We start from the raw sequence: 26,357 nt of genomic DNA on the forward strand, positions 1-26,357 counted from the left end.
TAGCGCATGGGGAAGGAAGTCGCAGTTTTATTTCAGGTGGACCTCGGTTGTGAATGTGGAGACGTTGAATTACTCCGCACCGCGATTGCGCGTTGCACGGAAGTTGAAGATTTTACGACACATCAGCTACTGGAACACATGATTCAAGATTCAGAGGAGCATGTCGATGGGTTTGAGACCCGACTTCGAACTATCGCTCAGGCAGGTCTCGAACGGTTCCTGTCGGAACAGATCCAGAAGTGAGCGGGATACCTGCCACTTAACATAGTTTGATCTGGGCAGTGAATACGGGGTCACACCTGTTCCAGGGGCTCCTTTATCCATCAGCGAGGAACGATCTAGTGACTGACTCACAGACTAATCCGGAGCACATCCTGAACAAGACGTTGCGGGCACGGATTACATCTCTTCAGGTTGGCTTACCGTGCACCATGCAGGGCCGAGGCATCGGCATTTCTTCAGGCCAGGCCTGGACGACAGGGTTCTTTAAACATCCAATCAACGATCCCATTTGGCTCGGTCGACTTAACCTTGACGGGGATGGACAGGCAGACCTTGAGAATCACGGCGGGATTGACAAAGCGGTCAATGTATATCCTATCGAACATTACTCATATTGGTTGCAAATCCTTTCGGTGACCGAGCTTGCACCAGGCGCGTTTGGTGAAAATTTTACGACCGAAGGTTTGTCCGAAGGTGAGGTATGTATCGGAGATACCTTTGAGATCGGCCAATCTCTCGTCGAAGTCTCGCAACCCCGGCAACCATGCTGGAAGCTCGCCCGACGCTGGGGCGTACCTGATTTAGCCCTGCGTGTCCAGAAAAGCGGTCTGACCGGATGGTATTTTCGTGTGCTACGAGAAGGTTTGGTGCAAGTCAATCAGTCAGCGGTCCTACTCGGCCGTCCGTTTCCACAGTGGACGATCGCTAGAGCCAATCTTCTGATGCACCATCAGACTGACGATAGAGATGCAGCGCGTGATCTTGCAAACTGCCCGGCCCTCTCATCTCGGTGGCGGGTGAAATTAGCCAGGCGCGCTGACACTGGCATGGTGGAAAGCCATTCCGGCAGGCTGTATGGACCACATCCGGATCGAATATAGAAGCGAGCCGGGTTGATCGGATAGTCGATTTCGCTCCAGGCTAGCTCATTTCCGGTTCTAGTCCTAAAGCAGCACGTGGCTGAGCCACGTCCTAACGACCGGCCCAGCCCCGTGCTGCTTGTCCACTACGAAAACGAGAAGTTACTCTTTTACGTCTTAATCGTCATCATCCTCGTCATCGTCTGATTTTTTCTTGACCTCCTTTAGCACTGCATGGCCTTGAGCGAGGCTTGCATTGAGGTCGTTTTCCGGAACTTTCTTGTGGACCAGATTTTGATGGCAATCGATACAGGTTGCCCCCTCGCTCTCCATCTTCGCATGGGCGGCTTTCGCTGAAGCGCCCGGCGGCTTGGTGTTCTTATGACACGCTCGGCACGTCAAGCTGTCCCATTCTTTAAGTTTCATCCGAGCTCGAAAGGCAGCCTCCGGCCTATGTTCATTAAACTTTTCCACAGTTGAATAATCGGTCGTGAATTCCTTAATCAGGAATGGCACACCGTCCACCACATGGGTGTAGACCGCCTTATGGAAGTTCGCCAATCCTTGAGGCACATGGCAATCCTTACAACCAGGATCCATGCCCAATGCGCCCCAGTGTGAAGACTTTTTCAACTCTTCATAGGGATAGATTTCAGAATGGCAACTTATGCAAAATTCAGTTCGAGAGATCGCAGCCTCACCACCAAAGACAACGGTGATGAGCCCGATCCCAAGTGCGGCACCAGCTATTAACGTCCCAGTCTTAGCCATTTCTAGTCATCTCCACCGTTGTCAGCCTTGACCGCAGGCTTCGCTGTCTTCTGAAATTCCTCGTGGAACTTCGGGGTGGGAGGACCAGTGAAGGTGCCGGCCAGTTTGAAATGCTCATGCAAGGCCTTATCACTTCGAACGGATTTTTCAAAATCAAAGGCGTATTTCTTGTCCACCTTGGGCGTGAATGGGGTGTACGGTTTCTTCACACCCTTCCAGCCTGACCCTTCGTAGTTGAGATGGCAGGCATTGCACTTTTCCTGAAATTCAAATTCCTGGCCAGCCTCAACAAGCTTTTCTCGATCCATCGTCTTCTGTGATTTCTCGAAAGCCTCTCCTGCTTTTCGGTGGGTTTTTCGGTACGCACTTCCAGCGCCGTGGCACGATTCACACCCGACATTCGTCACGAACTTCTCAGGCTCCTCAATCACATAGCCACCTTCTTGTCCAAACCCGTCGACGTGGCAGCCGACACAATCTTTATCCGCCGTATAATCCTTCTTTGGATCAAGCTTTGCCTTCAGCTTTGCTTCCTTCCGAGTGTTGGGTTTCAGCGACTCCATTGCCTTCCCGTGAAGAGTCTTATCCCATGATTCTCCCTGGCTTTTATGGCAGTTATAACATTTCTTTCGACCTTCAAATGTTCCTTGAGCTGAAGCTGTTCCAGCGACCGCTAGAAAGACTGCTGCAGCGACAAATGCAAACACCATTCGTTGAGTCACGGCATCTCCTTTCCGATAAATGTCTGACGAATATCGACTGCTTTTCTTCCATTCCTTATTTGCAATCGCATAGTCACCCTGGTCGTCCCTCCACCAACGGCGCAGCAATAGTTTACCATGGAGAAACTCGCGACTGCTACCCTCCTCATCGTCATTCGGATTACACGCCTCGGAAGGTCTAAGCGGATGGAATCTTAAAAACCCAATACCCCCCTTGTTTGTGCACAACTTGCAAGGCCTCAAAGTCAACCGGCGTCGAATTCATGAGAGGAAGCATATGAGACAGCAACACTTTACCTTTCTCTGTTTCATTCAAGAAGTACGCTCGCACGGATTTTTCATTCAGTGACTGCAGCGTATAGGTATTATAGCCGTTCTCCTTCATCCACCCTTTCACCTGCCCCGCAAGCCCATGAACATTACCGGTCAGTGGAAAATCCTTAAAGGCCAGATCAATACGCTCAGGATACATCATTGCAAGCTTATAGAGATCCGCTGGATGGACAATGATGTACGCTTCCCGTGAGCCAGCAACCGCCTTCAACATGGTGGCGCCCTTAGAAGCCTCTGATGAGAGTGCATCGGCGAACATTTTGAATTTGTCCTGTTCTTCGGCAGATCCGAGTGGACCCCAAAATTGACGCTCATATTCAGCGATCACATCTGAACGATCTTTCCAGTACGACGGCACGATAAGCGGTTGCGCAAGATAGGACGTGAACAGCGTGTCCCGCCCAGATAGCAACTTCAACTGTCTCGATGTATCCCACCACCCCAAAATGATCGCGTCCTTTGGGACATGCTTTGCTATATCACTCGCAAGGGTGATCAATTCCGAAAAATCAACGGACGCCGTCACAATAGGCTCGGATACGAGATTCTCCCAGTTGAGTAGAATGGAGTTGCCGACTGCATTTTTGGTTTCGTAGGCGACCGCTACAGGTTTATCAAGGGATGCAACGTGAAGCTCGTATTTACCAACCTTCAAATCCGGCCAGGCTTCAAGATGAAGATTTGACAACTGAGCCCCGACTCTTTCTTCTACGAGCCGATAGGTATAGGGAGAGGGAAGCGGTTTGACCCAGAGGTAGAGCACCCAACAGAGCAGAAGGAACCCTCCCGTCACCAGGAGCAGTCCTAGTGACGGGAGGACGGTGGTCCGGGACGGACGCGACATCGACTTGTGGACTGACGATGTCGCGTTCACGGCCGGTTACTTCTGACGACGCCGCCAGCCGGCCATCGCCAGGGTGCCCGCCAGCATCATGCCGCCGCCAATGCCCCCCAGGGAGAGCTTGCCGGTCTCGCTATCCAGATCGAGCAGACTGTGCTTCATCTGCCCTTCCAGCTTCGCGACGCGGGCCTGCAATTCCAGCTTCTCTTTCAGCCGCGTATCGTCGTCCATGATTTCCACATAGGCCCGGTTCATCGCGGCCCATCCCACCGTATAGGTGTAGCCCCAGTACTGGTGGGCCAAGCTCACGTGCAACTGCACCAGGTGGTCTTCGGCCATTTCGAACAGCTTCAGCTCATTGGCCGCCGGGTTGTTCCCCTTCGACCAATAGATCTGGAAGAACTGTTCAAAGCCGTCTTGCACCGGCGCCGGCGGGGTCGGCCGGTTGGTCTTCTGCCCGGTCAACAGGCCCGCCTTGTATTGCTCTTCCACGACATGATGCGCTTCGTCGTACTTGTCCAAGCCGGAGAAGGTCCCATTGTCCATGAACTCCATCCAGGCTCGGGCATAGGTTTCGGAGTGGCAATTGGTACAGGTCTTGATCCACGCATCGTTGCGCTTGTCGGCCCATTCGGTCTTGATGTTCTCCCGAATACCCGGCACGAACGGATAGTTCGCCCAGCGCACTTTCCGCACGACGTTGTGCGCGATCTTGCCTTGATACTCCATGTGGCAGTATTGGCAAGTCGGCGCGGTCTCGGCCCCGTTCTTCATCGCTTCTTTGATCGGCACGTTGAAGTTCCAATGGTCTTTATCCCGCTGGTACTTCAACCCATGCTTGGAGAGGTTGTAGGCTTCCCAGTTGTTGTGGTCGGCCCCGCTATGGCACTGCGCACAGACTTCCGGCTTGCGGGATTCCGCCACCGAGAACTCATGCCGGGCATGGCAGGTGTCGCACTTGTTCTGATTGACGTGACAGCCGGTGCAGCCATCGGCGATTTCCCGCTGTGACATCCCCGCATACACGTCCACTTCGACGTTGGCTTTGTAGTCCAACGCGTGCGACGGCCGGCCCTTCGGCCACTGATCCTTTGGCCAGGTGATGGTGTCCCGCTCAGACTCCCGCTCGGCAAACTCTTGCAAGTGACAGGTGCCGCAGGTGTCGGCGGTGGCCAACTTGATGTCCTTGCGGTGGTCGGCTTTCTGCTTGGTATTGATGTCGAAGTGGCAGTCGATGCAGCCCACTTCTTTCAGCTTTTCGGTCTTCCCCAGCTTGCCCATCGAGCGCAGGTTCTCTTCGACGGCTTCCAGCTTGGCCTTCTTGTAGTATGTCGGATCTTTCGGGCTCAACTTCCGAATCTTGTCCAGGTTGGCATGGGTGCTCTTCTTCCACGCCACGACCCACCCCGGCGATTCATCAGTGTGACACTTCACACATTCCTGCCGGCTCGCTACTTCTTTGACGGCTTGCGGCGGCTTGTAGAAGGTGTGGGGGTCGAAATACTTACTGAAGGAGATCGGCTGCCAATATTGCCCGTACTTCCCCTTGCCCACGCCCTGCTCCGGGTCCATGTACCGCTTAATCAGGGCTTCGTACAGTTCCTTCGGCGACGCCGAACGCTCCAACTTCAACGCCTCGTACGTCTCCTTCGGCACCGACGGAAAATTCGCCTCCACCGGTGCGGCCAGCACACTCAGGCCGCAGACGACCATCGCATACTTCAGCACATCCTTCACGCTCACCATTTCGACTCCTTCCGTTTGATGACCAGCGCGCCCTGGCCTTCAAAATAAAAGCAACTACGTACCACTTTGTTTCGTTTTATCATTGCTCGTGCTCGTTGAAAAAAGTTTTTTCACTTGGGCGCAAAAATATAGCTTAGGCCTAAGGGAGAGTCAAGAAAATTTCTACCCATTTGTGAAGAACGGACCACACTGGAAACTTCTTGGATGTATCAGGAATAGTTCTGCCTGTGCTTCAGCCTTTACGGTCGTTCTCGATCGATGACGACGGTAATATTTTCTGCCCCAGGCTTGACTGGCTGACTCATGCCTTCGAGGTCACCGCTTTCAGCCATGGCTCTTCCGGATTTCGAGAGGCGCGCGACGATGACGACCGTGTCGATATCCGACAACTTGCGTGAGGGCATCGGGCTCGTGGAATCGTCGAGCCTGAATGTGAACGGTAAATCTTTGCTTGATGCACGCACGATCGATACAGGCATCGGTGGGCCAGCAACATCTTTCGCAAACACGAACAACGTGTCAGGCAGAGCCCCCTTGCCGGAAAAATTTGGCCCTAGTACCACCTTTCCCGTGATGGCCCGGGATGCGCCAGCCAGCTTCGCTGGCTTGGCAGGCTTGGCTTCTTCCATCGGCGGATTCGCGACCAACATGTTCATGCTGGGACCACCACCGAGTCGCCGTTTGGCTTCGGCAATACTGGCCTTCAACTGATCGGATGATTCCTGATCGTCGGCTGGAAGATAGAGATGCGCCTCCTCCCACTCCTTGGCGGCGCGTGCAAAATCTTTTCGGTTGTAAGCAATCGTCCCTGATAACATGAGCGCCTTCACGTTACGCGGATCGAGCTTCAGCGCCTGTTGAATCAACTTCTCAGGCCTTCCGTCTAGTTTACGCCCCTGATGAACCCCGAGAGCGTCCGCAAAGTCAGCCAGGAGACTGGCATTACCAGGATCAAGCTTCGTCGCTCTCTCAAAAATTGGCACCGCATCGGCATATCGCTCCATCGCCATGTAGGACCGCGCCAATAGACCCCACCCTATCGGATCATTGGGGCTCTGCTCGAGCTTTGCTCTCAACTGCTCGATCAGCGCGTTGAGGCTGTCCGCCATTTGAGCATCTTCTCCGGCTCCCACCTGAGCCCCTGCGGAAGAGACCGCCGGGTGGGTCATCGCGGCTGGGTTGCCCAAGGTCCAATACAACACCCCACTGGCAGCTGGAATGATCATTCCCAACGAGAGCGCGACAACCTTGAGATTCAGCAGTCCTCCCGAGCTCGGGACAAGAACTTGTCCCGCGTCCGTCTCTTCCAACACCCGCCGCTCTAATTCGCCCCGCGCCGCTTGGTACTGCACGTCCGTCAATAATCCAGCGGCACGATCTTGTTCGAGTTCGGCAAACTGTTGTCGATAGACCGACAACGTTTTCTCCTGTTCGACCGACACGGCCGAAGGGCGTTTCAACAGAGGCCTCAACAACAGCCCGATAATGAACACCGTCATGGCCGACGCGATCGACCAAAATGCCACGGTCATGAGTGCTTGCCTCCCTCTGTCAAAAGTTGTTCGACCCGTCGGTGCTCTTCATCCGTGACAGGCGCGTCAACCACCTTTTGCGCACGGCGCCGCAACGTGATGACGAGTACCGTCGCACCCACCGCCAATAAGACAAATGGCCCCACCCAGAGCAGCGTCGTCGTTGCCTTGAGCGGCGGACGGTAGAGGACGAAATCGCCGTACCGCTCTACAAGAAAATCGACGATCTCCTGATCCGTCATATCCTTCACGATCATTTCTCGAACTTCTCGACGCAAGTCTTCAGCAAGCGGGGCATTCGAGTCGGCGAGCGTTTGATTTTGACAGACTAAGCAACGAAGCTCCACGGCAAGGTGCTTGAGCCGAGTCTCAACAGCAGGGTCGTCCCCCAAAGGTTGAGCCTCACCGGCCCAACCTGGCCCAGAGGCTAATACGATGATGAATGCCAACCAGATCATTGCGATTCAAGTTGCTGCACAAGGGGAAGAATCTTCTTGGCTACGGTGTCTGGATCCAACGGACCGATTTGTTTATACCGAATCATTCCCTGTTTATCGATGACATAGGTTTCCGGAACTCCGTAGACCCCGTAGTTGATCCCGACTCGTCCTGCCTCATCCACACCGACCACAGGATAGGGATTGCCCCATCGCTGCAACCAACCTACCGCTTCATCCCGTTGATCCTTATAATCTATTCCGTAGATCGGCACCTGCCCTGACTTGGCCAGTTCCATCAACACCGGGTGCTCGGTCTTACAGCCACTGCACCAGGAGGCCCAAAAATTGAGCAGCCAAACCTTGCCTTTGAGATCAGCTGGGGAGAATGTTTTCTCCGGCTCGTATAGTTGAGGCTGAGAGAATTCGGGAGCCGCTTTCCCGATCAAGGGAGAGGGAATTTCACGCGGATTGAGTGTGAGCCCGACACCCAAAAATCCGACGACCACGACAAAGATGGACAATGGTAACAGAAATCGATTCATGCGACTTTTCGCCTAGCCGTTCGAGTGACTGGAGCAACCTCGGGCTCCTTCTCTTTCCTCCATGCGAGTCGATATCGACGATCGCTGATAGCCAAAACACCCCCTAGTGCCATAATGAAACACCCACCCCAAATCCAATCGACAAACGGTTTGTGATAGAGCCGCACGCTCCAAGCCCCCTCATCAAGCGGTTCTCCAAGCGAGACATAGAGGTCGCGCAGGAGCCCCGGATCGATCGCGGCTTCGGTCATCACCTGATTCTGGACAGTATATCGACGCTTTTCGGGATACAAGACCGTCGTATCACGGCCATCGCGACTGACGTGAAAGGTGCCGCGGGCGGCCGTATAGTTGGGTCCGACCACGTCCTCGGTTCCGTCGAATCGGAACGTATAGCCTCCGATCATCGCCGTCTCTCCAACGTTCATGCGCACATCGCTTTCGGTTTCATACCCCTTCACCATCGTCACCCCGACGATAAACACCGCAACCCCGACGTGCGCGAGAAGCATTCCCCAGTAGGAACAAGAGATACCCCCCATGCGATCAGCAAGGCTATTGCCAGTCACATGAGAGAGCCGGTCGCGTAACGTGACCACGGCTGTCGTCACGATCCAGATCGCCAGCAGGAGCCCGAGGCTCAGCAACGGAGTCCACTTGCCCATGACAAACGGAAGCACGAGTGCAGTAATCACGCTCACCCCAAAGGCCCACTTGAGCCGCTGTGCCAAATCAGGCAATTCGGCCTTCTTCCATTGGACCAAGGGACCAATCCCCATCAGAAAGATCGCGGGAGCCATCAAAGGGGCGAAGACGGAGTCGAAATACGGAGGGCCGACGGAGATCTTGCCGAGATCCAATGCATCTAAGAACAACGGATATAACGTTCCCAATAGGACCGACCCCATCGCCGCAATCAACAATACGTTGTTCGCGAGGAGCATACCCTCTCTCGACAGCATCGAAAAACTTCCCCCTAATCCGACACGCGGAGCCCGCCACGCATACAGTGCTAACGACCCCCCGATGACAATGGCCAAGAATGCCAGGATGAACGTACCCCGCTTTGGGTCGGTGGCGAAGGCGTGCACGGACGTCAACACACCGGATCGGACGAGAAACGTCCCGAGCAAACTTAAGGAAAAGGCCATGATGGCCAGCAACACCGTCCAGACCTTGAACCCGCCTCGTTTATCGGTCACGGCCAGCGAATGAACCAACGCCGTCCCAGCCAACCAGGGCATGAATGACGCATTCTCTACCGGGTCCCAAAACCACCATCCCCCCCATCCCAACTCGTAGTAGGCCCAGCCACTTCCCATGGCAATACCGACGGTCAAAAAACACCAGGCCACAGTGGTCCACGGACGCGACCAACGAGCCCAAGCGGCATCAAGATTGCCTCCCAACAATGCGGCAATCGCAAATGCAAACGCGACCGAGAAGCCAACATAGCCCATATAGAGCATCGGGGGATGCACGACCATGCCGGGGTCCTGCAAGAGCGGATTAAGATCTCGTCCCTCAACTGCCGCAGGAATGAGTCGTTCAAACGGATTGGAGACGGTCAACATGAACAACAGAAACCCGACACTGACAAGGCCCATCACACCAAGAATGCGCGAGCGCATGGTTTCAGGAAGATGCTTCGAAAACAGCGTAACGGCGAACATCCACCAGGTCAGGATGAAGGTCCATAGAAGAAGCGATCCTTCGTGTGCGCCCCAGATCGCAGCGAGTCGATAATGCAGCGGGAGCTGCGAATTAGACGTGGCTGCGACATACAGCACGGAGAAATCTTTTTCGGCAAATGCGTACCCGAGACTACAAAATGCGATAAAGACCAACAAGAATTGGGCACGCGCCGCAGGCCTGGCAATGGCCATCAGCGCTGAATTTCCGACCGCGGCACCATAGATGGGCAGGCTTCCCTGCACGATGGCCACGCAGAGTGCGAGAATCAATGCAAAGTGACCGATTTCTGGAATCATAGTGAATCTTTCTTGCTTTCTGGGACAACGAGCGTCTTGCTTTCTTGAGCACCGGAAGCCTTGGCCTTCGCCAGCGCCTCCGCCGCTTCAGGCGGCATGTAATTTTCATCGTGCTTAGCCAACACTTCGCTGGCAACAAACGTTCCGTCGACTCCCAACTGCCCTTGCGCCACAGCGCCTTTTCCTTCCTTGAACAGGTCCGGGAGAATTCCCTTATAGGTCACCGGCACACCCTTTGCCGTATCCGTCACCACGAAGTGGACGGTCAGTCCGTCGCCATCGCGGACGAGGCTGCCGTCTTCGACCATGCCTCCGATCCGGAAACTTTGGCCTTTCGGAGCCTCGCCGTTCGCCACCATGGTGGGTGTGAAAAAGAACACAAGATTCTTTTGAAATGCATTCAACACCAACATGGTTGCGACCCCCAAGGCGAGCAACCCTAACCCAATAAAAACAAAACGTTTATGCCGCGGTTTCATCACTGCCTCCTAGCAACATCGCACGATGTTCGGCACGAGCCGCCGCCCGTCGACGCCACAAAGCCAGTACTTCCCACAAGAGACACAGTGCCGTGACGACATACGAGGTCCAGACATAGACTCCATACCCGCCCATCGCAAAAAATTCCGACGCGCTCCCCCACTGCATCAGCGAGCCTCCGCTACCTTCCGAATCGCGACCGGCTTTTCTTCCCATGCCGGCAACGATTCCCGTTCAGCCATTATACATCGCACCCGAGCGAGAATGACGGCTATGCTATACATCCAAAATGCCAGAGTCATGAGCAGCATAGCGATGAGCATGGTTGCCGCCATTTTCGACCCTGTCGACATGCTGACGGATGCACCTTGGTGCAACGTATTCCACCATTGCACTGAAAAATAGATGATCGGAACGTTGACGACACCGACCAAGGCGAAGACCGCACTCGACCGATCAGCCCGACGCACATCGTCGATCGAGGTCCGCAGGAGCATCACCCCTGCATACTGAAACAGTAAGATCAGCTCAGATGTCAGCCTGGCATCCCACACCCACCAGGCCCCCCAGGTCGGCTTTCCCCACATGGCTCCCGTTAACAGGGCCAGAAAGGTAAACATCGCGCCCGTAGGGGCGATGGCTTGAGCCATCATAAAAGAAGGCCGGACATTGAGCCCCAACCCGATACCAGCCCAGACCGCCATCACCACGTACAAGAACATCGACATCCAGGCGGCTGGAACATGGATAAAGATGATTCGATACGATTCACCTTGCTGAAAATCTGTGGGGGCGACGAAAAATCCCATGTAGAGCCCCACCCCCATCAGAGCCACAGCCACCACAGAAAACCAGGGAATGAGTCGTCCGGCTAGGGGATAGAGAGCCTGGGGAGAGGAATATTTGGCCCAATTGATACCAGTGCTCATGAAACTGTTTTACTCCAACGCGATACGCAACGCGACCGCCGTGGCCCACGGTGCGAGAAAGAGAGACAATACCAGGCAGGCCCCGAGTAGTGACAAGTTTGCTTCTCCGCCGATCCCGGCCATGCTGCTGGTCACGGCGCCGGCCCCAAAAATCAAGACTGGAACATAGAGTGGAAGCACCAGGAGGGCAACCAGTAGACCACTCCCACGAACGCCAAGGACTAACGCGGCGCCGATCGCACCAATCATACTCAACGTCGGCGTCCCAAGCAAGAGCGACATCACGAGCACTCCCAGCGATTCTCCGCTCAAACCAAATTGAAGGCCGAGCAACGGCGACAATAAGACGATCGGGAGTCCGGAGATGACCCAGTGCGCAAACACTTTCCCGACCACCAAGAACGCCAACGGTTGGGGGACCAGGACCATCTGTTCCAACGTACCGTCCCCATAGTCAGCCGTAAACACCCGCGCTAAGGACAACAGGCAGGCCAGTAACGCCGCGACCCAGAGTACTCCGGGGCCGATCGTCCGCAGGACCGCCGGTTCCGGCCCAACACCTAAAGGAAAGAGGCTGACCACAATGACTAAAAAGAAGACCGACATCGCAGCGTCCGATCGACGGCGCATAGCCAACAACAGATCCCGCCGGACGATTCCGCCGATGGCACCCCACATGCTGGAACGACTCATCCAGTCAGCCTCAGCCGTTGTAACCGGTCTGCTGGAAGACCCACCTCCTGATGCGTGACCAGGACTCCGAGTCCACCCCGCTGCAAATGCGCGTGAAGACGTTGTGTTACGATGCCTGTCGAGGCCGCATCCAGCGATGTGAAGGGTTCGTCCAGCAGCCATAACGGTCTCGTGGAAAGCCAAAGACGCGCCAAGGCAACCCGGCGCTTCTGCCCCTGCGACAACACTTTTGACGGGAGCCGATGAATGGGGCGTTTGAGACCGATCGCTTCCAAGGCTGTTTGCGCCTCGGTTTGCGAGCAGACTTCACCGGCTAGCGCCATGGCACTCATCAGATTTTCCAGCGGCGTGAGATCGTCCTTAATCCCATTGAGATGCCCGATATAGGTCAATTGCCCGGAGTATAGTTCCTTGAGTTGCTGAATGTCCTCGCCCTCCCAGAGTACCGAACCGTCTTCCGGCGGCAAAAGGCTGGAAAAGATGCGCAGCAGACTGGTTTTCCCGCTGCCGTTCTCTCCGACGATGGCCAGAAGCGTTCCTGGCTCGACTTTGACAGTGAGATCGGAAAATAGGCGACGTTCCCCACGTCGGCAACTGAGTGTGACCGCTTGCAACATAATGGACTACTCCAACAGGGCGGGTCGAGAGTAAGGGAACAAGGTGCTGAAAAACAAGGGGCGAAGAACATGGATGGGGCGATGACTATTCGTCCAGCTCCCTCCGAAAACCATCTTGCTCTTAAGACAATCCTACTGTTAAGTAATGCCTACTCTCATGGTGTTTCGGCAGGCCGTTCCGATATCCAGGTTGAAAGACAACTCTGATCTCTCACGCTGAAATCTATAGCCTTCAAGGAGCAGAATTATGAGTGATCTCGTCTGTATTGCATTCAAAGACTCGAGTACGGCTGATCGGGTGCTGAACGAACTTCGAGCAATGGAAACTGAGTACATCCTGGATCTAGAGGACGCGGTCATCGTCGTTCGTGATATGGACGGCAAAGTCCATTTGAAACAGTGCGTCGATGTCTTCGGAGGAGCCACAACTCAGGGCGTGGCGCTCGGCGTATTGTGGGGAGGATTGATGGGACTTTTGTTTATGAATCCCCTGGCGGGTCTACTGGGCAGCCTCGCGGGTGGTGCGGGTGGCGGGGCTATCACCGTCGCCGCCAGTGAGTTCGGCCTCCTCAGTGATTATGGGATCCCGGACAATTTTATTCGATCCTTGGGGAGTACCATCGGACGAGGGGCCTCTGCGATCTTTCTCCTCATTCGCAGCGCTGATCAAGAGAAGGTACTGAGCAGGGTGTCACAGCACGAGGGAACGATTCTCAAGACCTCACTCAGTCCCGAACAGGAGGACAAACTACGATCGGCTCTCACCCGACAGCACGAGCAAACGACGAGCAAGAAATAGACTGGTCGGTTGTCTAACCATGCTCAGTGCGCAAAGATAAAGCTTTATCGCCTCCGTTAGGGGAGAGACCCTACCTGTTGACTTAATGGGAAAAGTGCTGTCGCCTCTTAGCGGTAGTTGAGCACCATAGCTGACCGCGATCGACTGGGAGACCCCCTCTACGAGCGTAGTGGGGGTCTCCCTATTCAGTTCTTCATCAGGCCGCTTTGGCCGCTTTCCTCTTCCACTCCACCATTTTCGCAGTCAGTCGAGAGGAAGCGGCGGTGTACTCACCGTGCAATCCGACCGATGCCTCAGCGCCAGCTTTGTCCCCAACCTGCACTTTGGTCACTACCTCGGCAGCAGCTTTGTGGAAGGCCTTGTGCAAGTCTAGAACTTCTTTATAGTGCGGGTCAGACGCCGCTGAGCTTCCGGAGAGGCCATAGAGCCACTTGCCGAATTCACATCGATTGTCGACACTGACGTCTGCAGGATTCAGTGACAATGTCCCCGCGATATTTTGCCTGAGTTTCGTTTTCCAGAGACCATGGGCTCCAACAGCCTTGTCGATCTGCTCAGCGATGTTTGACATGCTCCCTCCTCTGCAAAAGATAAAGTAGCCCGCAACCTCATTATCGGCTAAACGAATAGAAACCTTGATAGAGGCTATGGAATTGCCAGCCTGCATATCGAGAGAGGATCCAGCTAGTGAGGTCGCTTGGTCAGTGCTTTGTAGCGTTCCCAGACGTGTGCGAGGGAACTGATGCGGGCAGGGTTCTCGAATTCGCCTTCCTCTAGACTCGAGGTCGCAGTACACGCCAGCATTCCGAAGAACCAGGCAACAATGCCGCACACCGGAATGCCGATCATGATCAACAACATGCCCGGTCCGTCGCTGGTCCAATGCGCTTTATGACCGACAGCCATGAGCCCAAAAGCTGCTGCAGCAGCAACCAACGCAATGACTACGGCAAGACCTCGTGCGAGATACCGGAGGACCCTGCTTCCTGAGGCGAGGGCCCACATGAACGCGACAAGGAGGACAGCCCATACGATAATACTCATCTCGAGTACTCCCTGAAACAGGACCTCCCTCCACCCTATCCCGAAGGACCCCATTTTCGAAGGGAAATACCAAATCAGGGCTGCTCATTCTTCAACCCAAACGGCCTCCTCCTGATTCCATTCAGTCGGTATGCGTCTACTCAGCCGTTATGCTAGAGTGGGAAAATTGTGGGTTGCTTCCCGGCAATACGACATAAGGAAATGTGGGGTGGATAATGAAACATTTGGCGTCCTCTATGGGTCTGCTCGCTGGCCTGCTCTGTGGAGTCTCGCTGGTGCAGGCAGAAGGCCTGTTCGACAAGATGCTGGATCGGGCCATCGATAGTGCTGAGAGAAAGACGCAGAATCGGATCAACCAGCGAATCGATCAAACGATCGATAAAGGTCTGAACAAGACAGAAGAAACCATGCATTGCGTCGCGACCGACCAAGAGTGCTTCAAAAGAGCAAAAGAAGAAGGGAAGCAAGTGTCCGTCGTCAGTGCCCCTTCGAGTTCCGATTCCGTGAAATGTGCAGTGACCGACACCAGCTGTCTCAAGCAGGCCAAAACACAGGGCAAGAAAGTTGAGATTGTAGACGAAGCAGACCTCGATACCCTCCGCTGCTCCGTGTCCGATGGAGCTTGTCTGACGCGAGCAAAGTCTTTAGGGAAAAAGGTCGAAATCGTTGATTGATAGATATCACCAACATTCCGAAGAGGCTCGTTGCCTTACCGCCTCGCCTTTCGTGAGCCTTTGGGACGAGGGTCAGCCGCAAGCACCTCGTGGGCTTTTGCAAGCGCATCCCGTAATGCGACGAGGTTCTTTCCTGGCGTGCTGACTTTCGGTTGCTCCTTCAGGAACCGAACTGCCGCACGAACCAATGCCTGCAGCGTCTCTTTCATATTTCCCGCGTCAACCTCGTGCCCCAACGCCGCTGCACGAGCCATGGCCAATCGTCGGCGTGGTCCCATGTACGGTTCCGGAGCAATCGGATTGTCTTTTTCAAGCTCGGGCCGTCTGAATATCATTCTCCCCCTTCATGGCCGCACCCACAAGACCATCGGCCTATAGATTTGCTGCACATCTTCCCACCAAGTCTCTACAGTTTGCAGGCCTCCTCTGCGATTTCCGGACCTGGGACAGGGTGCTCGTGAGCCTGCCTCACGTAATTGCGGCAATCCATCTCAGCCCCTTCCTTCGAAGCTTTTCCTTCGCTGACTAATCGCCGCCAGTGGGTCAGGCGATCAGCAAAGGGGGCGTACCGGCATGCCTCTTTCTCAGAGGACTGCTCCGCAAGTTGTTGACATTTGATCGCCCAGAGCTCCGGTGTCAGCGCACCACTTTCAGCCGACCTGGTCAATTCGTAGCGCTTGTCGGCAAACGACCCGAATGCACAGATGCCAGGATCCACCGGGGGCGGCGCCGCATGATTTCGATCAACCGTATTGAGCATCTGCCGGCAGTTCGTCTCACCAGCCTCCTTTGAAATCAGTCCCTTCTCAATCTGTTGCTTGGTTTCCGTCCGCCGTTCATCAAACTCAGATTTGGACAGGAGTGCCGGGGCCCCGACCACCAACGCTGTCGTCGTCGGACATCCGCTCAAAACGAAGGGTAAAAGGCCAAGGAAAAGAAGTCGCATCGGTAACCTCGCTTTCATAAGCAGGACTGACGACACCAGTGGTTTGCGCGCGATCATACGGGCAACCCCCGCTGGAGATCAAGATTCTGCCCGCGGTCGGTAACCGGTAAAGCTCTCTATATCGAATGACCGCATTGACATGGACACTGGCCAAAGTGCAACATGCGCCTATCGTTGATTGATAGTTGCGTTTATGTCGAGAAAGTGGAGAAGTAATTTCCATTGTGGCCCGTTTCGGCACATGCGAGAAGGAGACCGAACGAGGCCATGGTAAATAGTACAGAGCTAAATCTTACAGAATAAGGAGGCCAGAATCATGGCATTGCTGATTACCGACGAATGCATCAACTGTGGAGCTTGTCTGCCGGAATGCCCGAACGAGGCCATCTTCGAAACCCGCAGCGACGCGGAATCGAAGGGGAATCACGTGGGCGACGGTCAGGGAGTGGGAGACAATATCTACGTGATTGCCCACGATCGCTGCACTGAGTGTGTCGGCCATTATGACGAACCGCAATGTGCAGCAGTCTGTCCCGTCGATGATTGCTGCATTTCTGATCCCGTCTACCCTGAGGCGTCCGACGTCTTACTGGAAAAGGCGAAGCAACTCAACCCGGACAAGCCGATCGATCCGGCAAAAGTCTGGAGCGGCGTACGGAACTGAGACGTTTTTCCTCGAGAATCCGTACCGTTTGAGATTAATCCAATCTCGGCGGTACGGTTCTGTGTCACCTTCCCGACATAGGTGAAACGATGCATCATGGCTGACAAGATGCCCCGGTTCATGACAAACGCAACCGTCATTAAGGCGTTAGCGAAGGTGTTCGCGTTCCAGGCCATCGAGATCGATCTCCTGCGTGCTCGTGCTGGGATCTCTGATGCGGACTGGAAGACCATGAAGACCGAAGCGTTTAAGAAAACGTACGCGAAGCAACGTGCGTTTTATGAAGACCGCTTGACGGGTGCATTCGCATTGGAGCGTATTTCTCAGTCTGAACGGGAAACAAGACTGCTGGAACTCTGGTTAAAACAGAGTGAAGAGTCCCCCAAAGAGGAACCCTAAGCCACCCGTATCGACATCCTTTCGCCGACTGATGCGGGTGCTACAGGGCCTCTCTCTCAGAGCCGGCTTCGGAGCCGCTCATAGCCCTTCTTTAGCTCTTCGATCGCCATGCCCAACGCAGCACCGACGGATTCCGCTGTCTTCCCAACCTCTTCTCGCGCTGCCTCCAATTTGGGCTTAACCTCATCCCACTGGGTTTCCAGACGAGCCCATTCGTCTTTGGCATCCGCCTTTGCGAGGTGAAGTTGAACCTGAAGTTCATCACGCTGTTGTTTGAGATGATCCAGCGCTTTGGTCATCTGTTCTTTAACATCTGACATACGATGTGCTCCCTTGTTGGACGTGAAGGGTTCTTCTTGTATAGTCTGCCCGTCATGGCGAGGTTAGTCGCTCAATGAAATTGCAATGCCATGCGACCAAAGCCGGTTGTCTATTCTATCCCGCCGAATCTCACAGAACTAGCCCCCTACCCAGGAAACCCTTATTTGATCAGGGCCAGGTCCTACGTGTACAGACACTGCCCTCGTAAAGTCACACTTGCAGAGGGCACCAAACTCGGTGATACTATCTGAGTATGACCATGATAGAGTCATGCTTGCTCAAGACCGTGGGCTGAGCAGAAGAGTTCAAGAATCCTGCAACCGACCGTGCATGATTGACGGCAGGAGAGACGACAATGCCACGACATATCAGAATGGGATTCTGGCTCACGGCAGGGACGCTCCTAGTGCTATCGACCTGCCTGAGCACTGAGGCCTGGGCCTATCAACCAGGACCCGTGAAGAACGGGGCCGTCGTACGTGGATCAGTGACCGTCACCGGGACTGTCCCGGCACCAAAAGAATTCGAGTTGCGTCGCTATCCAGACCACGAATTTTGCAGCGAACTGTCCGATACACAAGGGTATCGGAGCCTGCGGGAAGTGACCTTCAGACCGGATGGAGGCCTCAAAGACGTCGTGGTGGCGATAGAAGGTGTGGAGCACGGTAAGCCCTTCTCCTTCACCGATGCGGAGGTCGAAGCGGATCTCTGTCGGTTTCTCCCGTTCGTCACCGTGATCAATGATACGCGGCAAGTCACGGTGTTCAACCGAGACCCAGTCCCTCACGACATCCAAGGGTTGGCGATCGATCAGCCTGAAAGTGATATGGTCTTCTACCAGCCCTCGGTAGAAGCCAGTGGGACTACCGCCAACATACAGCTGGCGAAAGGGCAACACGTATTCACGATGCGCTGCAGCCTCCACCCCTATATGCAGAACTGGGGTTACGCTGTCGACAATCCCTATTATGCCGTCACGGACGCGTCTGGCGCATTCTCGATCGAAGATCTCCCGCCAGGGACCTATCGCCTCAAGGCCTGGCATCCTATACTCGGCACGCACGAACAGGAACTCACGGTGGCCGCCAATGAGACGATTTCGGTGGAACTGTGGTTTAAGGCCAACTTCTGACAGGAACCGTTTCGATCCTGAGGTCCTGGAAAAGGTATCCAGCCTCACGCTTTTTAAAGCTCCTACAAACGGACAGCTTGGGAATTAATGCAAGGACACCAGTTGCTGATACAGACTTCGGGTTTCCTTGGCAATGGCAGCCCAGCTAAAAAGTTGTTCTGCTCGTCGTCGACCGGCTTGAGCAAACTGCTCACGCATCCCACTGTCCGCCATCAGACGATTGACGGCGGCCGCTAAATCCCGCTCGAATTTTTTGGGGCTGAGTGGAGTAAAGGGAGATTCCGGCATCTGCTGGACCGGGACCAGGAGGCCGGTTTCTCCATCTTCAACGACCTCTGGAATCCCTCCAACAGCAGATGCAACCACAGCCGTCTCGCAAGCCATCGCTTCAAGGTTGATAATTCCAAACGGTTCATAGATAGAGGGACAACAAAAGACCGCCGCGTGTGAATAGAATTGGATCACGCTTCGCTTGTCCAGCATTTCGGGAATCCAGATCACACCAGGTCTGGCAGCAGAGACCTCTTTGACCGCAGCCTCCATTTCAGCGGCGATTTCTGCGGTATCGGGAGCCCCGGCACAGAGCACCACCTGGAAATCAGCGTCGAAATATTTGATGGCTCGAACCAGATGGATGATGCCTTTCTGACGGGTAATTCGTCCGACAAACAACACAAACGGCTTGGACGGATCTACCCCGTAGCGTTGCAGTGCGTCGGCCGATGATTGTTTCTGATATTCATTTGGATCAATGCCATTGTGGATGACCTTGATCTTCTCTTCAGCGATGCGAAAATGGTGCAGGATATCCTGTTTGGTTCCATAGGAAACTGCGATCACGGCGTCGGCCATCTCCAGAGCTGCTCGTTCCACCCAGGAGGAGAAATCGTATCCCCCCTTGAGTTGTTCCCGTTTCCAAGGGCGGAGCGGCTCCAAGGAATGCGTCGTGATGATGAGCGGGATCCCGTAATTCAGCTTCGCGAGGATTCCACCAAGATGGGTATACCAGGTATGACAATGAACGAGATCGGCCTCAATGCCATGGGTGTTGAAGTGCAAGCCCCTCTGAACGGCACCAAACACAGACTCCAAATATTTCGGGCACCCGTAATCGATCTTCTCGAGTTTAAACCCTCTGACGTGCAGGTTCTGCTGTGCCAGATACTGGTCACCAAAACACCGAACTTCCACCGGAACCAGCTTCGCTAATTCCTTACTCAGGTATTCCACATGAACACCTGCTCCACCATAGGTGTAGGGCGGGTATTCGTTACTGAGCATCAGCACTTTCATGTGGAGAGTTCTTTCTCTGGTCGGTTGAAAACACCTTGCGTCGATATGGGCATCAGATCTTGCTTTATGCGTCAACCGTTAGCTGCGAAACGACGATATAACTAGTCGACAAAACATTCAAGCCCACGACCAGTTGCCCATCACTCCTCAAAGTTCAAGACTTAGATTCTGGAGATCAAAAAAGATATCCGACTCCGCAATCATCGCCATAAATTGGTGATCCCTCTCCCCATTACGACGACACCGGGGTTACTAGCACCGTTCTCGTAAACTCCCCAGTTGCAGAGAGTTGGCTGACTTAGCCATACTCTCTAGAGGATATCCACCATTGAACAATTCCTTTCGAGAGAGGGCGCACGCAGAAGACTCACGCTCAAGCGTGGCGGTAGATGAGGTCCAACGGGAAGTTGCCGTTTCGCCTGAACTCCCGAAGTAATTGCGCTATGCCAATGCTTCGGGCATTCTGCAACTGACGTCGAGGAATCAGTGCTGGCAGGAGGACCGCCGGTGAAACGACATATCCGAACCAGAATCCAGCTGACCGCAAGCGTGCTTGCCGTGCTGACGTGCTGGTTGGGAACCGAGGCTTGGGCCTATACGTCGACACTGGTGAAGGATGGGGCTACCGTGCACGGGATCGTAACCGTCACCGAAACCACCCCAGCGCCTCAAGAATTCGAGTTGCGTCGCTTCCCTGACCACGAATATTGTAGCAAGCTTTCGGATGGCTCTGGATTTCGACTTCTACGAGAAGTGACGGCCCGACCGGACGGGGGATTGAAAGATGTCGTCGTGGTCGTGGAAGGCGTAGAGCGCGGTAAACCCTTCTCCGTCACTAACGCGAAAGTAGAAGCAACGCTCTGCCAGTTTCTCCCGTTTGTCACCGTAGTCGGCAACACACGTCGCGTCACGGTATTCAATCGAGATCCTGTTCCCCACGATATCCAGGGATTTGTTCCCGATCAACCAGGGAACGAGAAGGTCTTCTCTCGGCCATCGTTACGGGCAAGGGGAACCACCGATCTCGTGCGGCTCGCAGAGGGGCACCATGTCTTTACCATGCAGTGCAGCATGCACCCCTACATGCAGAACTGGGGCTATGCCGTCGATACTCCCTATTATGCAGTGACAGATGCGACGGGCTCCTTCTCCATCGAGGACCTCCCGCCTGGAACCTATCGCCTTAAGGCCTGGCATCCCATTCTTGGGACGCAAGAGCAGGAACTCAACGTGGCCCCGAATGAGACGGTCTCACTCGAGCTGTCGTTTAAAGCCAAGTTCTGATTCGTGGTGCACATGCACAACATCTACCCTCCGCCGCTTATTCATGCTCAGAAGATGGCCTTGTCATACGTGCTAGTGACACTGAGAGGAATGACGAGTGCCATTCACATAGCTCCACCAATCATTGGGAGTTACTCTCCCCGCAGCAAGCTGTGTCTCCTCTACGGGCGAGCGTCCTTTGTGCTGGAGGACGAGACTGGCTTGGTGCCCGTTGTAGTCTTGGGTAGCTGCGATTGAGGCGTTGCTGAAGGATGGCGATCTTGTGCGCCTGACCGGTTTCGTACAGGTGTTGAAGAGTGACCCTCCACGGGAGGTCAGAGTCCAGGCAACCGCGATTCAAATCCTCGACTCACACTGATTCAGCGACAGCCGCATGACAGCCTGATCCAAAGAAACATGGTCCGACGCCTTAATTCTCACCAGCGTGCGCAGAAGGAGATTTTCCCCCTCTCCCCTTGATCATCCGGCGGAAGTGCAAGGCACGAACCGCCTCTCTATCTCTTTCCTTGAGCTGCCCCTGCTAAAGGAGGGCTTTGAAATTGCTCTCTGCCTCTCATTCTGGACCGATCTGCTATCGAGGCTTGCTTGCATATTCATCCAGCTTCTTCTCGACATCTTGCAACGTGCGCACGGCATCATTGTATCTTCGTGGTTTACCATCGTGCATTTCCACGTTACCCTTGAGATAAAGGTGAACTTCGTTCCGATATTCTCGAAGCTCATGCAGCTTGTTGCGAAGCGCCTGTTTGTAAACCCCCTTGGAGTTGAGGCAGTCAATGACTTTGCGAAATTTCGCCTTTTTCGATACGAGACCATGTTGAACGCCGAATTCGTATAGCAGCGTTTCGATAACTGCCACAACTGGCAGTGTACAATGCCACTCCCACACTGTTCCCGCAGTGAGTCCAAGATTCCAAGTATTCAAGTGCCATCGATTGATGTCGCATAGCTGAATGATGCAAGCGACCGTTCGTTGCCTTTCATGCGAGAGATACGGCCACCTCGTTTTTAAATCATAAAGCTTGCGAATGTGGCCCCTGGGGAATTTGATCCGTACAAACTTCTTGTTTGTGTGAGCCGTGTTCGTCAACTCTAGAGGGGCTCCGGAAATTCGGACAGTGTAGCTAAGTGGTAGCCTGGCTTCACCGATGCCACCGGGTGGGTAACGAGCCAAAGGAGCGAGGCAATGAAGAGCAGACGACGGAATTACGGAGCGACCTTCAAGGCAGGTCGCCTTGGCGGCGGTCAAAGGTGACAAGACGCTGGCCGAGTGGCGGAGCAATTCAGTGTCCACCCACGCAGATCACCGAATGGAAGCAGCAGTTGCTGGCGCGAGCCGCGGATGTGTTTGGTGGGGCGAAGGCTCCATCAGAGACGCCGGATCTTAAGCCCTTCATGCGAAGATCGGGCAACTGGCGCTGGAGAATGATTTGTGAAGGGGCGCTCATCAAGGGCGGCTTGCTGAGCGCAAAGCGACGATCGATCGCACGCACCCTTGCCAGTCGTGCGGCAATGCCAACTCCTGAAGCTGGCCCGCTCGACCGGCTTGCCAGCCGACGCCGGTCTCCGGAGACGACGCTGGCGTTGATGCGGCGGATCGACGAGCTGCATTGCACTGTCCGTTTTGCCGGGGCGCGGATGTTACGCGATCTTCTTGCGGCAGGAGGGCCATGCCATTGGACGGCGCCAGGTGGCCACGCTCATGCGCCGGATGGGGATTGAGCGCTGTATCGGAAACCGCATCTGAGTCGGCGGCATACGCCCACACCATCTATCCGTATCTCTCCGCGATCTCACGATCAGTCGTCCCAATCACATCTGGGCGGCCGATATCACCACAGTACGCCCAGCCAACGAAGCCCGCCTGTCTGGGACTGAGTTGCTTGAGCATTCTGGAATGCATGGCTCGATGAAGGAGTGTGGCAATGACGAGCATGCCTCCCCTCTACACGAGAAGGAGTGAGCCGAAGCGGCGGTGACTTGCCGGACACTGGCAAGGTGACGAAGTCCGCAGGAAACGGGGCGTGCGGCGAAGGGGTTACGCCAAGATGCGCCTCTAGGCTGAGCACGGGATGGTTGAGGAACACGCACCTATTGACACGCATCTGAGGGTTGAAATGTCACCCCCTGCCTACACCGCTTTCCAGGCAGGACGCGGATCCGTGCCCCGTCACGTATGGACGGGAACGGCGAATGCAGGCTGGACATGTACGCTGGCCAGCAGGAGTCATGGGAGCGTAGCCAGACCACGACGTCTGCGACGACTTGCGGAACGCAAGGAGAAAGACTGCGATAGGCAACCTCGCCCGTGTGAAGTCCAGCGTGAACTGGGGAAGGCGTGTACCGATAACCGATGACAAGGAGGTGTCCCGACGCGGTAGCGTTGACGGAGCCCTCGTAGTCAGTCCGAGGTCGGGAGCCGGCCACATGGCGAAGGGGGTAGTGTAAGCGGCATGTGGAAGATTACCTGACCACATAGGAGAAGACCTTTGATAATCAGGGAAATGCAACACGCAAGCTGGCAACGTGGTCAATGGGGAACCCTGAACGTAAGTTGATCGACTCCTGAGACTGATTGCTGATCGAGCATGGCTGGCAGAAGCCGCGCGCATCGCTCGCATCCAGTGGTGCGCGAACGCCGGGCGTCGATGGGGTCGACAAGACCATGATGACGGAAACCCTTCATCAGGAACTGGCGACGATCCGTGCCGAATTGTTAGCGGGCTCCTATACGCCGCTCCCTGCACGGCGCGTGTACATCCCCAAGGCGAACGGCACGTTGAGGCCCTTAGGGATCCCCAGTCTGGGATCGAGTGGTCCAGAGAGCGATGCTGATGGCCATGGAGCCGATATGGGAGAGTGATTTCCATCGGGCATCCTATGGCTTCAGGCCTGCCCGAAGTGTGCACCATGCGATACGAACGGTCAAATTGCAGCTGCAGGAAAGTGACGAACAAAGAGCGGCGGGTCGTTGGGTGATCGAGGGCGACCTCGCCAGCTACTTTTGAGACTGTCCATCACCGCCTGCTGCTGAAAGCTGTCCGCAAACGTATTGCTGATCAGCGCTTCCTGGCCCTGCTGTGGACGTGCATCAAAGCAGGGTGTGTTGATCAGGGTCTCTTTTGCGCCGCGAGCGAAGGTGTTCCACAAGGGGAGTTATCTCTCCGCTGCTATCCAACATCATGTTGCATAGATTCGATGCTTGGATGGAAGCAGGAACTACCTGAGTAAGAAGGTGCGTAGGACCGATGGGCATGGAACTTCGGCATTCTCAAGCAGCGACCGATTGCTGTACGAGAGAACCGGCAGTGGAAACCAGGCGTCTCTACTGTCGCTATGCGGATGATTTCGTCGTGGTCAAAAGGAACACAAACCGCACGCAGAGGCACTGCGCGAAGCGTGCCGGACGTTCTGGAAGGGACGCTCAAGCTCACGTTGAATATGGAGAAGACCCATATCACCCCACGTGAACGACTGCGTGGTCTTCCTCGGCCACCGCATCATCCGCAAGCGGGGCCCACGAAGTCAGCTGCGACCGGTCACGACGATCCCATGGGAGAAGTACCGAGGCTTCACGGCCAAGCTGGTCAAGGAACTGTCTGGCAATTACAGCGGGAACAGCATGGACCTGATGGAACGCCTGAACCGGACACTCTCGGGATGGGCGAACCTCGATCGATACACTGACTATACGGCGACCATCTTTAACCGGAGTGGACCGGAACCGTCTTCTGGAAGCTCGGACATTGGCTCGCGCGCAAGTATCGGCGAGAGTCCCGAGCCTGATGCGTGAACACGTCCGGGCACCAGAACCAGGGCGCGCCACCACATGGGTACTGAAGGGACAGAATAGTCGTGGGTGGTATGGCGAACAGGCGCTTGACGCCTGGTCACCAGCCGCAAAGGTCAGTTCAGGCGGACCCGAAGAACCCGTACTGATTCGCGACGAGCATCGCCACGTTCCTCGAATCGCGCTACGCTGACGTGGCTGTTGCGTTACGCAACGCTTGAATGGAGAGCCGGATGCGCTGAGAGGTGCAAGTCCGGTTCGGGGAGGAGAGACTGGGAGATAGTGCGACTACGCCCGGTCTCTCACTCCACTTCCAATGCGACGCGGCTTCGTGTATCTCTTCGCCGTCTTGGACTGGGTCAGTCGCCGGGTGCTGGCCTGGCGGCTCTCCAATACGTTGACCACGGACTTCTGTCTCGAGGCCGTGCGAGAGGCGATCACGCAGTATGGCTGTCCCGAGATCTTCAACACCGACCAAGGGTGTCAGGGCGGATTCAACCGGTCGACGCAACACTGGGTTGTCCGCCGACTTGTAGGTACTTGTTGAGGGCTTCGGCTGGTGTCTTCCAACCAAGCGTCTTCCGCGGTCTGGTGTTGAGCGTGTGGGCTACGGCCTGGATTTCTTGGTCACTCCACCGAGACAGGTCGGTGCCCTTGGGGAAGTATTGGCGCAGAAGTCCGTTCGTGTTCTCGTTCGTGCCGCGCTGCCACCGGACTATGAGGGGTCAGCAAAGAAGAGTCACCCCTGACTCGACGGTGAACCGGGCGTGATCGGATAGTTCTGCCACGATCCACACGTCAATGATTGCCACAGCTGGGCAGGCAGGGTTGTCACCGTTCGCTTGAGCGCATTGGCTGGCGGTGATGGCTCCGTAGCCAGCCAGCGCGGGGCCGTTCTTCGTGCGGGGGGATCAGCCCATAGCCCTTCTCGCGAGGCAGGTGAACCAGCATGGTGAAGCGGCGATCGCTCCACCAGCGTCCCGATCGCAGACCGGTTCAGGCCGATGATCAGGTCCCCCTCCCAATGCCCAGGCACGGCGCGGTCTTGCGCCTCTCTGCAGGACGGCTGGAGATCATGACCTCCTCGCTGACGTGCGCCCACGCCTTGGCCTGTGCTCTGGCCCGTGGCACGCGCAACGCCCGCCCGGTACGAAGGCAGCTCACCAACTCGCGTTTGAGAGCGCCTCTGCCTTGAATGTACAACGCCTGGTAAATGGCTTCGTAAGAGATTCGCATCGATTCATCGTTGGGAAGTCGACCTGCGGCCGGCGGGCAATCTGCTCCTGGCGACC

31 protein-coding genes and 3 pseudogenes are annotated in these 26,357 nt (G+C 55.2%); 12 read left to right on the forward strand and 22 right to left on the reverse strand.

Annotated features, from left to right (window positions below; all coding sequences use genetic code 11):
• Positions 1–6: 6 nt before the first annotated feature.
• Positions 7–243, forward strand: coding sequence for a hypothetical protein (locus tag IPM58_16225; GenBank protein MBK9308585.1), 237 nt, complete (start codon positions 7–9; stop codon positions 241–243).
• Between the two features lie 188 nt (positions 244–431).
• Positions 432–1,103, forward strand: a complete 672-nt coding sequence (locus IPM58_16230; GenBank protein ID MBK9308586.1) for an MOSC domain-containing protein — start codon at positions 432–434, stop codon at positions 1,101–1,103.
• Positions 1,104–1,259: 156 nt separating this feature from the next.
• On the opposite strand, the gene IPM58_16235 is transcribed toward IPM58_16230, so the two are convergent.
• The 13 genes from IPM58_16235 to ccmA form a co-directional block, all read right to left on the reverse strand.
• Positions 1,260–1,853 (reverse strand): NapC/NirT family cytochrome c, encoded by a 594-nt coding sequence (locus tag IPM58_16235; protein ID MBK9308587.1) that lies wholly within the window; start codon positions 1,851–1,853, stop codon positions 1,260–1,262.
• Positions 1,854–1,855: 2 nt separating this feature from the next.
• Positions 1,856–2,563 (reverse strand): cytochrome C554, encoded by a 708-nt coding sequence (locus IPM58_16240; GenBank protein MBK9308588.1) that lies wholly within the window; start codon positions 2,561–2,563, stop codon positions 1,856–1,858.
• A gap of 190 nt (positions 2,564–2,753) precedes the next feature.
• Positions 2,754–3,782 carry a hydroxylamine oxidation protein HaoB gene (gene haoB, locus IPM58_16245; GenBank protein MBK9308589.1) on the reverse strand — a complete coding sequence of 343 codons (1,029 nt, stop codon included), beginning with the start codon at positions 3,780–3,782 and terminating at the stop codon, positions 2,754–2,756.
• 6 nt (positions 3,783–3,788) lie between these two features.
• Entirely contained in the window at positions 3,789–5,492 is a 1,704-nt protein-coding gene (locus tag IPM58_16250; protein ID MBK9308590.1) for a hydroxylamine reductase, read from the reverse strand.
• Positions 5,493–5,734: 242 nt separating this feature from the next.
• The gene (gene ccmI / locus IPM58_16255) at positions 5,735–7,027 is read right to left on the reverse strand and encodes a c-type cytochrome biogenesis protein CcmI (protein ID MBK9308591.1); all 1,293 of its coding nucleotides are present in this window, start codon (positions 7,025–7,027) and stop codon (positions 5,735–5,737) included.
• Entirely contained in the window at positions 7,024–7,485 is a 462-nt protein-coding gene (locus IPM58_16260; GenBank protein ID MBK9308592.1) for a cytochrome c-type biogenesis protein CcmH, read from the reverse strand. Before IPM58_16260 ends, ccmI begins: the two co-directional genes overlap by 4 nt.
• Positions 7,482–8,009, reverse strand: coding sequence for a DsbE family thiol:disulfide interchange protein (locus IPM58_16265; GenBank protein MBK9308593.1), 528 nt, complete (start codon positions 8,007–8,009; stop codon positions 7,482–7,484). The genes IPM58_16260 and IPM58_16265 overlap by 4 nt, the downstream gene beginning before the upstream one ends.
• Positions 8,006–10,000, reverse strand: a complete 1,995-nt coding sequence (locus tag IPM58_16270) for a heme lyase CcmF/NrfE family subunit (GenBank protein MBK9308594.1) — start codon at positions 9,998–10,000, stop codon at positions 8,006–8,008. Before IPM58_16270 ends, IPM58_16265 begins: the two co-directional genes overlap by 4 nt.
• Positions 9,997–10,479: a cytochrome c maturation protein CcmE gene (ccmE, locus tag IPM58_16275; GenBank protein MBK9308595.1), complete on the reverse strand. Its 483-nt coding sequence runs from the start codon at positions 10,477–10,479 to the stop codon at positions 9,997–9,999. Before ccmE ends, IPM58_16270 begins: the two co-directional genes overlap by 4 nt.
• Positions 10,463–10,648 carry a heme exporter protein CcmD gene (gene ccmD / locus IPM58_16280; GenBank protein MBK9308596.1) on the reverse strand — a complete coding sequence of 62 codons (186 nt, stop codon included), beginning with the start codon at positions 10,646–10,648 and terminating at the stop codon, positions 10,463–10,465. The genes ccmE and ccmD overlap by 17 nt, the downstream gene beginning before the upstream one ends.
• Positions 10,648–11,409, reverse strand: coding sequence for a cytochrome c biogenesis protein CcsA (gene ccsA / locus IPM58_16285; GenBank protein MBK9308597.1), 762 nt, complete (start codon positions 11,407–11,409; stop codon positions 10,648–10,650). The genes ccmD and ccsA overlap by 1 nt, the downstream gene beginning before the upstream one ends.
• Positions 11,410–11,418: 9 nt before the next feature.
• Positions 11,419–12,102 carry a heme exporter protein CcmB gene (gene ccmB / locus IPM58_16290; protein ID MBK9308598.1) on the reverse strand — a complete coding sequence of 228 codons (684 nt, stop codon included), beginning with the start codon at positions 12,100–12,102 and terminating at the stop codon, positions 11,419–11,421.
• Positions 12,099–12,719: a cytochrome c biogenesis heme-transporting ATPase CcmA gene (gene ccmA, locus IPM58_16295; protein MBK9308599.1), complete on the reverse strand. Its 621-nt coding sequence runs from the start codon at positions 12,717–12,719 to the stop codon at positions 12,099–12,101. Before ccmA ends, ccmB begins: the two co-directional genes overlap by 4 nt.
• Positions 12,720–12,966: 247 nt before the next feature.
• On the opposite strand from ccmA, the gene IPM58_16300 reads away from it, so the two are divergent.
• Positions 12,967–13,518 (forward strand): DUF1269 domain-containing protein, encoded by a 552-nt coding sequence (locus IPM58_16300; GenBank protein MBK9308600.1) that lies wholly within the window; start codon positions 12,967–12,969, stop codon positions 13,516–13,518.
• Positions 13,519–13,714: 196 nt separating this feature from the next.
• Here the strand turns inward: IPM58_16300 and IPM58_16305 are convergent, their stop codons facing one another.
• Both IPM58_16305 and IPM58_16310 read right to left on the reverse strand, forming a co-directional pair.
• Positions 13,715–14,089 carry a CZB domain-containing protein gene (locus IPM58_16305; GenBank protein MBK9308601.1) on the reverse strand — a complete coding sequence of 125 codons (375 nt, stop codon included), beginning with the start codon at positions 14,087–14,089 and terminating at the stop codon, positions 13,715–13,717.
• A 113-nt stretch (positions 14,090–14,202) separates the two neighbouring features.
• Positions 14,203–14,562 (reverse strand): hypothetical protein, encoded by a 360-nt coding sequence (locus IPM58_16310; GenBank protein MBK9308602.1) that lies wholly within the window; start codon positions 14,560–14,562, stop codon positions 14,203–14,205.
• Between the two features lie 215 nt (positions 14,563–14,777).
• On the opposite strand from IPM58_16310, the gene IPM58_16315 reads away from it, so the two are divergent.
• Complete coding sequence (locus tag IPM58_16315) at positions 14,778–15,236, forward strand: hypothetical protein (protein ID MBK9308603.1); 459 nt, start codon at positions 14,778–14,780, stop codon at positions 15,234–15,236.
• 35 nt (positions 15,237–15,271) lie between these two features.
• On the opposite strand, the gene IPM58_16320 is transcribed toward IPM58_16315, so the two are convergent.
• On the reverse strand, positions 15,272–15,571 hold the full coding sequence (locus IPM58_16320; protein MBK9308604.1) for a hypothetical protein: 300 nt from the start codon (positions 15,569–15,571) through the stop codon (positions 15,272–15,274).
• A gap of 71 nt (positions 15,572–15,642) precedes the next feature.
• Positions 15,643–16,182 carry a hypothetical protein gene (locus IPM58_16325; protein MBK9308605.1) on the reverse strand — a complete coding sequence of 180 codons (540 nt, stop codon included), beginning with the start codon at positions 16,180–16,182 and terminating at the stop codon, positions 15,643–15,645.
• Between the two features lie 316 nt (positions 16,183–16,498).
• On the opposite strand from IPM58_16325, the gene IPM58_16330 reads away from it, so the two are divergent.
• A complete protein-coding gene (locus IPM58_16330; GenBank protein MBK9308606.1) occupies positions 16,499–16,846 on the forward strand; it encodes a 4Fe-4S dicluster domain-containing protein in 348 nt (115 codons plus the stop codon).
• A gap of 96 nt (positions 16,847–16,942) precedes the next feature.
• Positions 16,943–17,245, forward strand: coding sequence for a hypothetical protein (locus IPM58_16335; protein ID MBK9308607.1), 303 nt, complete (start codon positions 16,943–16,945; stop codon positions 17,243–17,245).
• A 56-nt stretch (positions 17,246–17,301) separates the two neighbouring features.
• Here the strand turns inward: IPM58_16335 and IPM58_16340 are convergent, their stop codons facing one another.
• On the reverse strand, positions 17,302–17,544 hold the full coding sequence (locus IPM58_16340; GenBank protein MBK9308608.1) for a hypothetical protein: 243 nt from the start codon (positions 17,542–17,544) through the stop codon (positions 17,302–17,304).
• Positions 17,545–17,921: 377 nt separating this feature from the next.
• Between IPM58_16340 and IPM58_16345 the strand changes: the two genes are divergently transcribed.
• The gene (locus IPM58_16345; GenBank protein ID MBK9308609.1) at positions 17,922–18,698 is read left to right on the forward strand and encodes a carboxypeptidase regulatory-like domain-containing protein; all 777 of its coding nucleotides are present in this window, start codon (positions 17,922–17,924) and stop codon (positions 18,696–18,698) included.
• Between the two features lie 84 nt (positions 18,699–18,782).
• Here IPM58_16345 and glgA read toward each other — a convergent pair whose 3' ends face one another.
• Positions 18,783–19,991: a glycogen synthase gene (gene glgA, locus IPM58_16350; GenBank protein ID MBK9308610.1), complete on the reverse strand. Its 1,209-nt coding sequence runs from the start codon at positions 19,989–19,991 to the stop codon at positions 18,783–18,785.
• Between the two features lie 507 nt (positions 19,992–20,498).
• Between glgA and IPM58_16355 the strand changes: the two genes are divergently transcribed.
• A complete protein-coding gene (locus IPM58_16355; GenBank protein ID MBK9308611.1) occupies positions 20,499–21,275 on the forward strand; it encodes a carboxypeptidase regulatory-like domain-containing protein in 777 nt (258 codons plus the stop codon).
• A gap of 571 nt (positions 21,276–21,846) precedes the next feature.
• Here the strand turns inward: IPM58_16355 and IPM58_16360 are convergent.
• The gene (locus tag IPM58_16360) at positions 21,847–22,200 is read right to left on the reverse strand and encodes a hypothetical protein (GenBank protein MBK9308612.1); all 354 of its coding nucleotides are present in this window, start codon (positions 22,198–22,200) and stop codon (positions 21,847–21,849) included.
• A gap of 233 nt (positions 22,201–22,433) precedes the next feature.
• Here IPM58_16360 and IPM58_16365 point away from each other — a divergent pair, with 233 nt between their 5' ends.
• Together IPM58_16365 and IPM58_16370 are read left to right on the forward strand one after the other, a co-directional pair.
• Positions 22,434–22,997, forward strand: a complete 564-nt coding sequence (locus IPM58_16365) for a hypothetical protein (protein ID MBK9308613.1) — start codon at positions 22,434–22,436, stop codon at positions 22,995–22,997.
• Positions 22,998–23,808: 811 nt separating this feature from the next.
• Positions 23,809–24,283: pseudogene (locus tag IPM58_16370) on the forward strand (reverse transcriptase).
• On the opposite strand, the gene IPM58_16375 reads toward IPM58_16370, so the two are convergent.
• Positions 24,201–24,425 carry a hypothetical protein gene (locus IPM58_16375; GenBank protein ID MBK9308614.1) on the reverse strand — a complete coding sequence of 75 codons (225 nt, stop codon included), beginning with the start codon at positions 24,423–24,425 and terminating at the stop codon, positions 24,201–24,203. The pseudogene IPM58_16370 and the gene IPM58_16375 sit on opposite strands and share 83 nt — an antisense overlap.
• Before the next feature lie 316 nt (positions 24,426–24,741).
• On the opposite strand from IPM58_16375, the gene IPM58_16380 reads away from it, so the two are divergent.
• Positions 24,742–25,068, forward strand: a complete 327-nt coding sequence (locus IPM58_16380; GenBank protein MBK9308615.1) for a hypothetical protein — start codon at positions 24,742–24,744, stop codon at positions 25,066–25,068.
• Between the two features lie 298 nt (positions 25,069–25,366).
• Positions 25,367–25,552 (forward strand): annotated as a pseudogene (locus IPM58_16385) (transposase family protein).
• 7 nt (positions 25,553–25,559) lie between these two features.
• Here IPM58_16385 and IPM58_16390 read toward each other — a convergent pair.
• Positions 25,560–26,357 (reverse strand): annotated as a pseudogene (locus IPM58_16390) (IS30 family transposase).

This window comes from Nitrospira sp., assembly GCA_016715825.1.
In the GTDB taxonomy this organism is placed as follows: domain Bacteria; phylum Nitrospirota; class Nitrospiria; order Nitrospirales; family Nitrospiraceae; genus Nitrospira_D.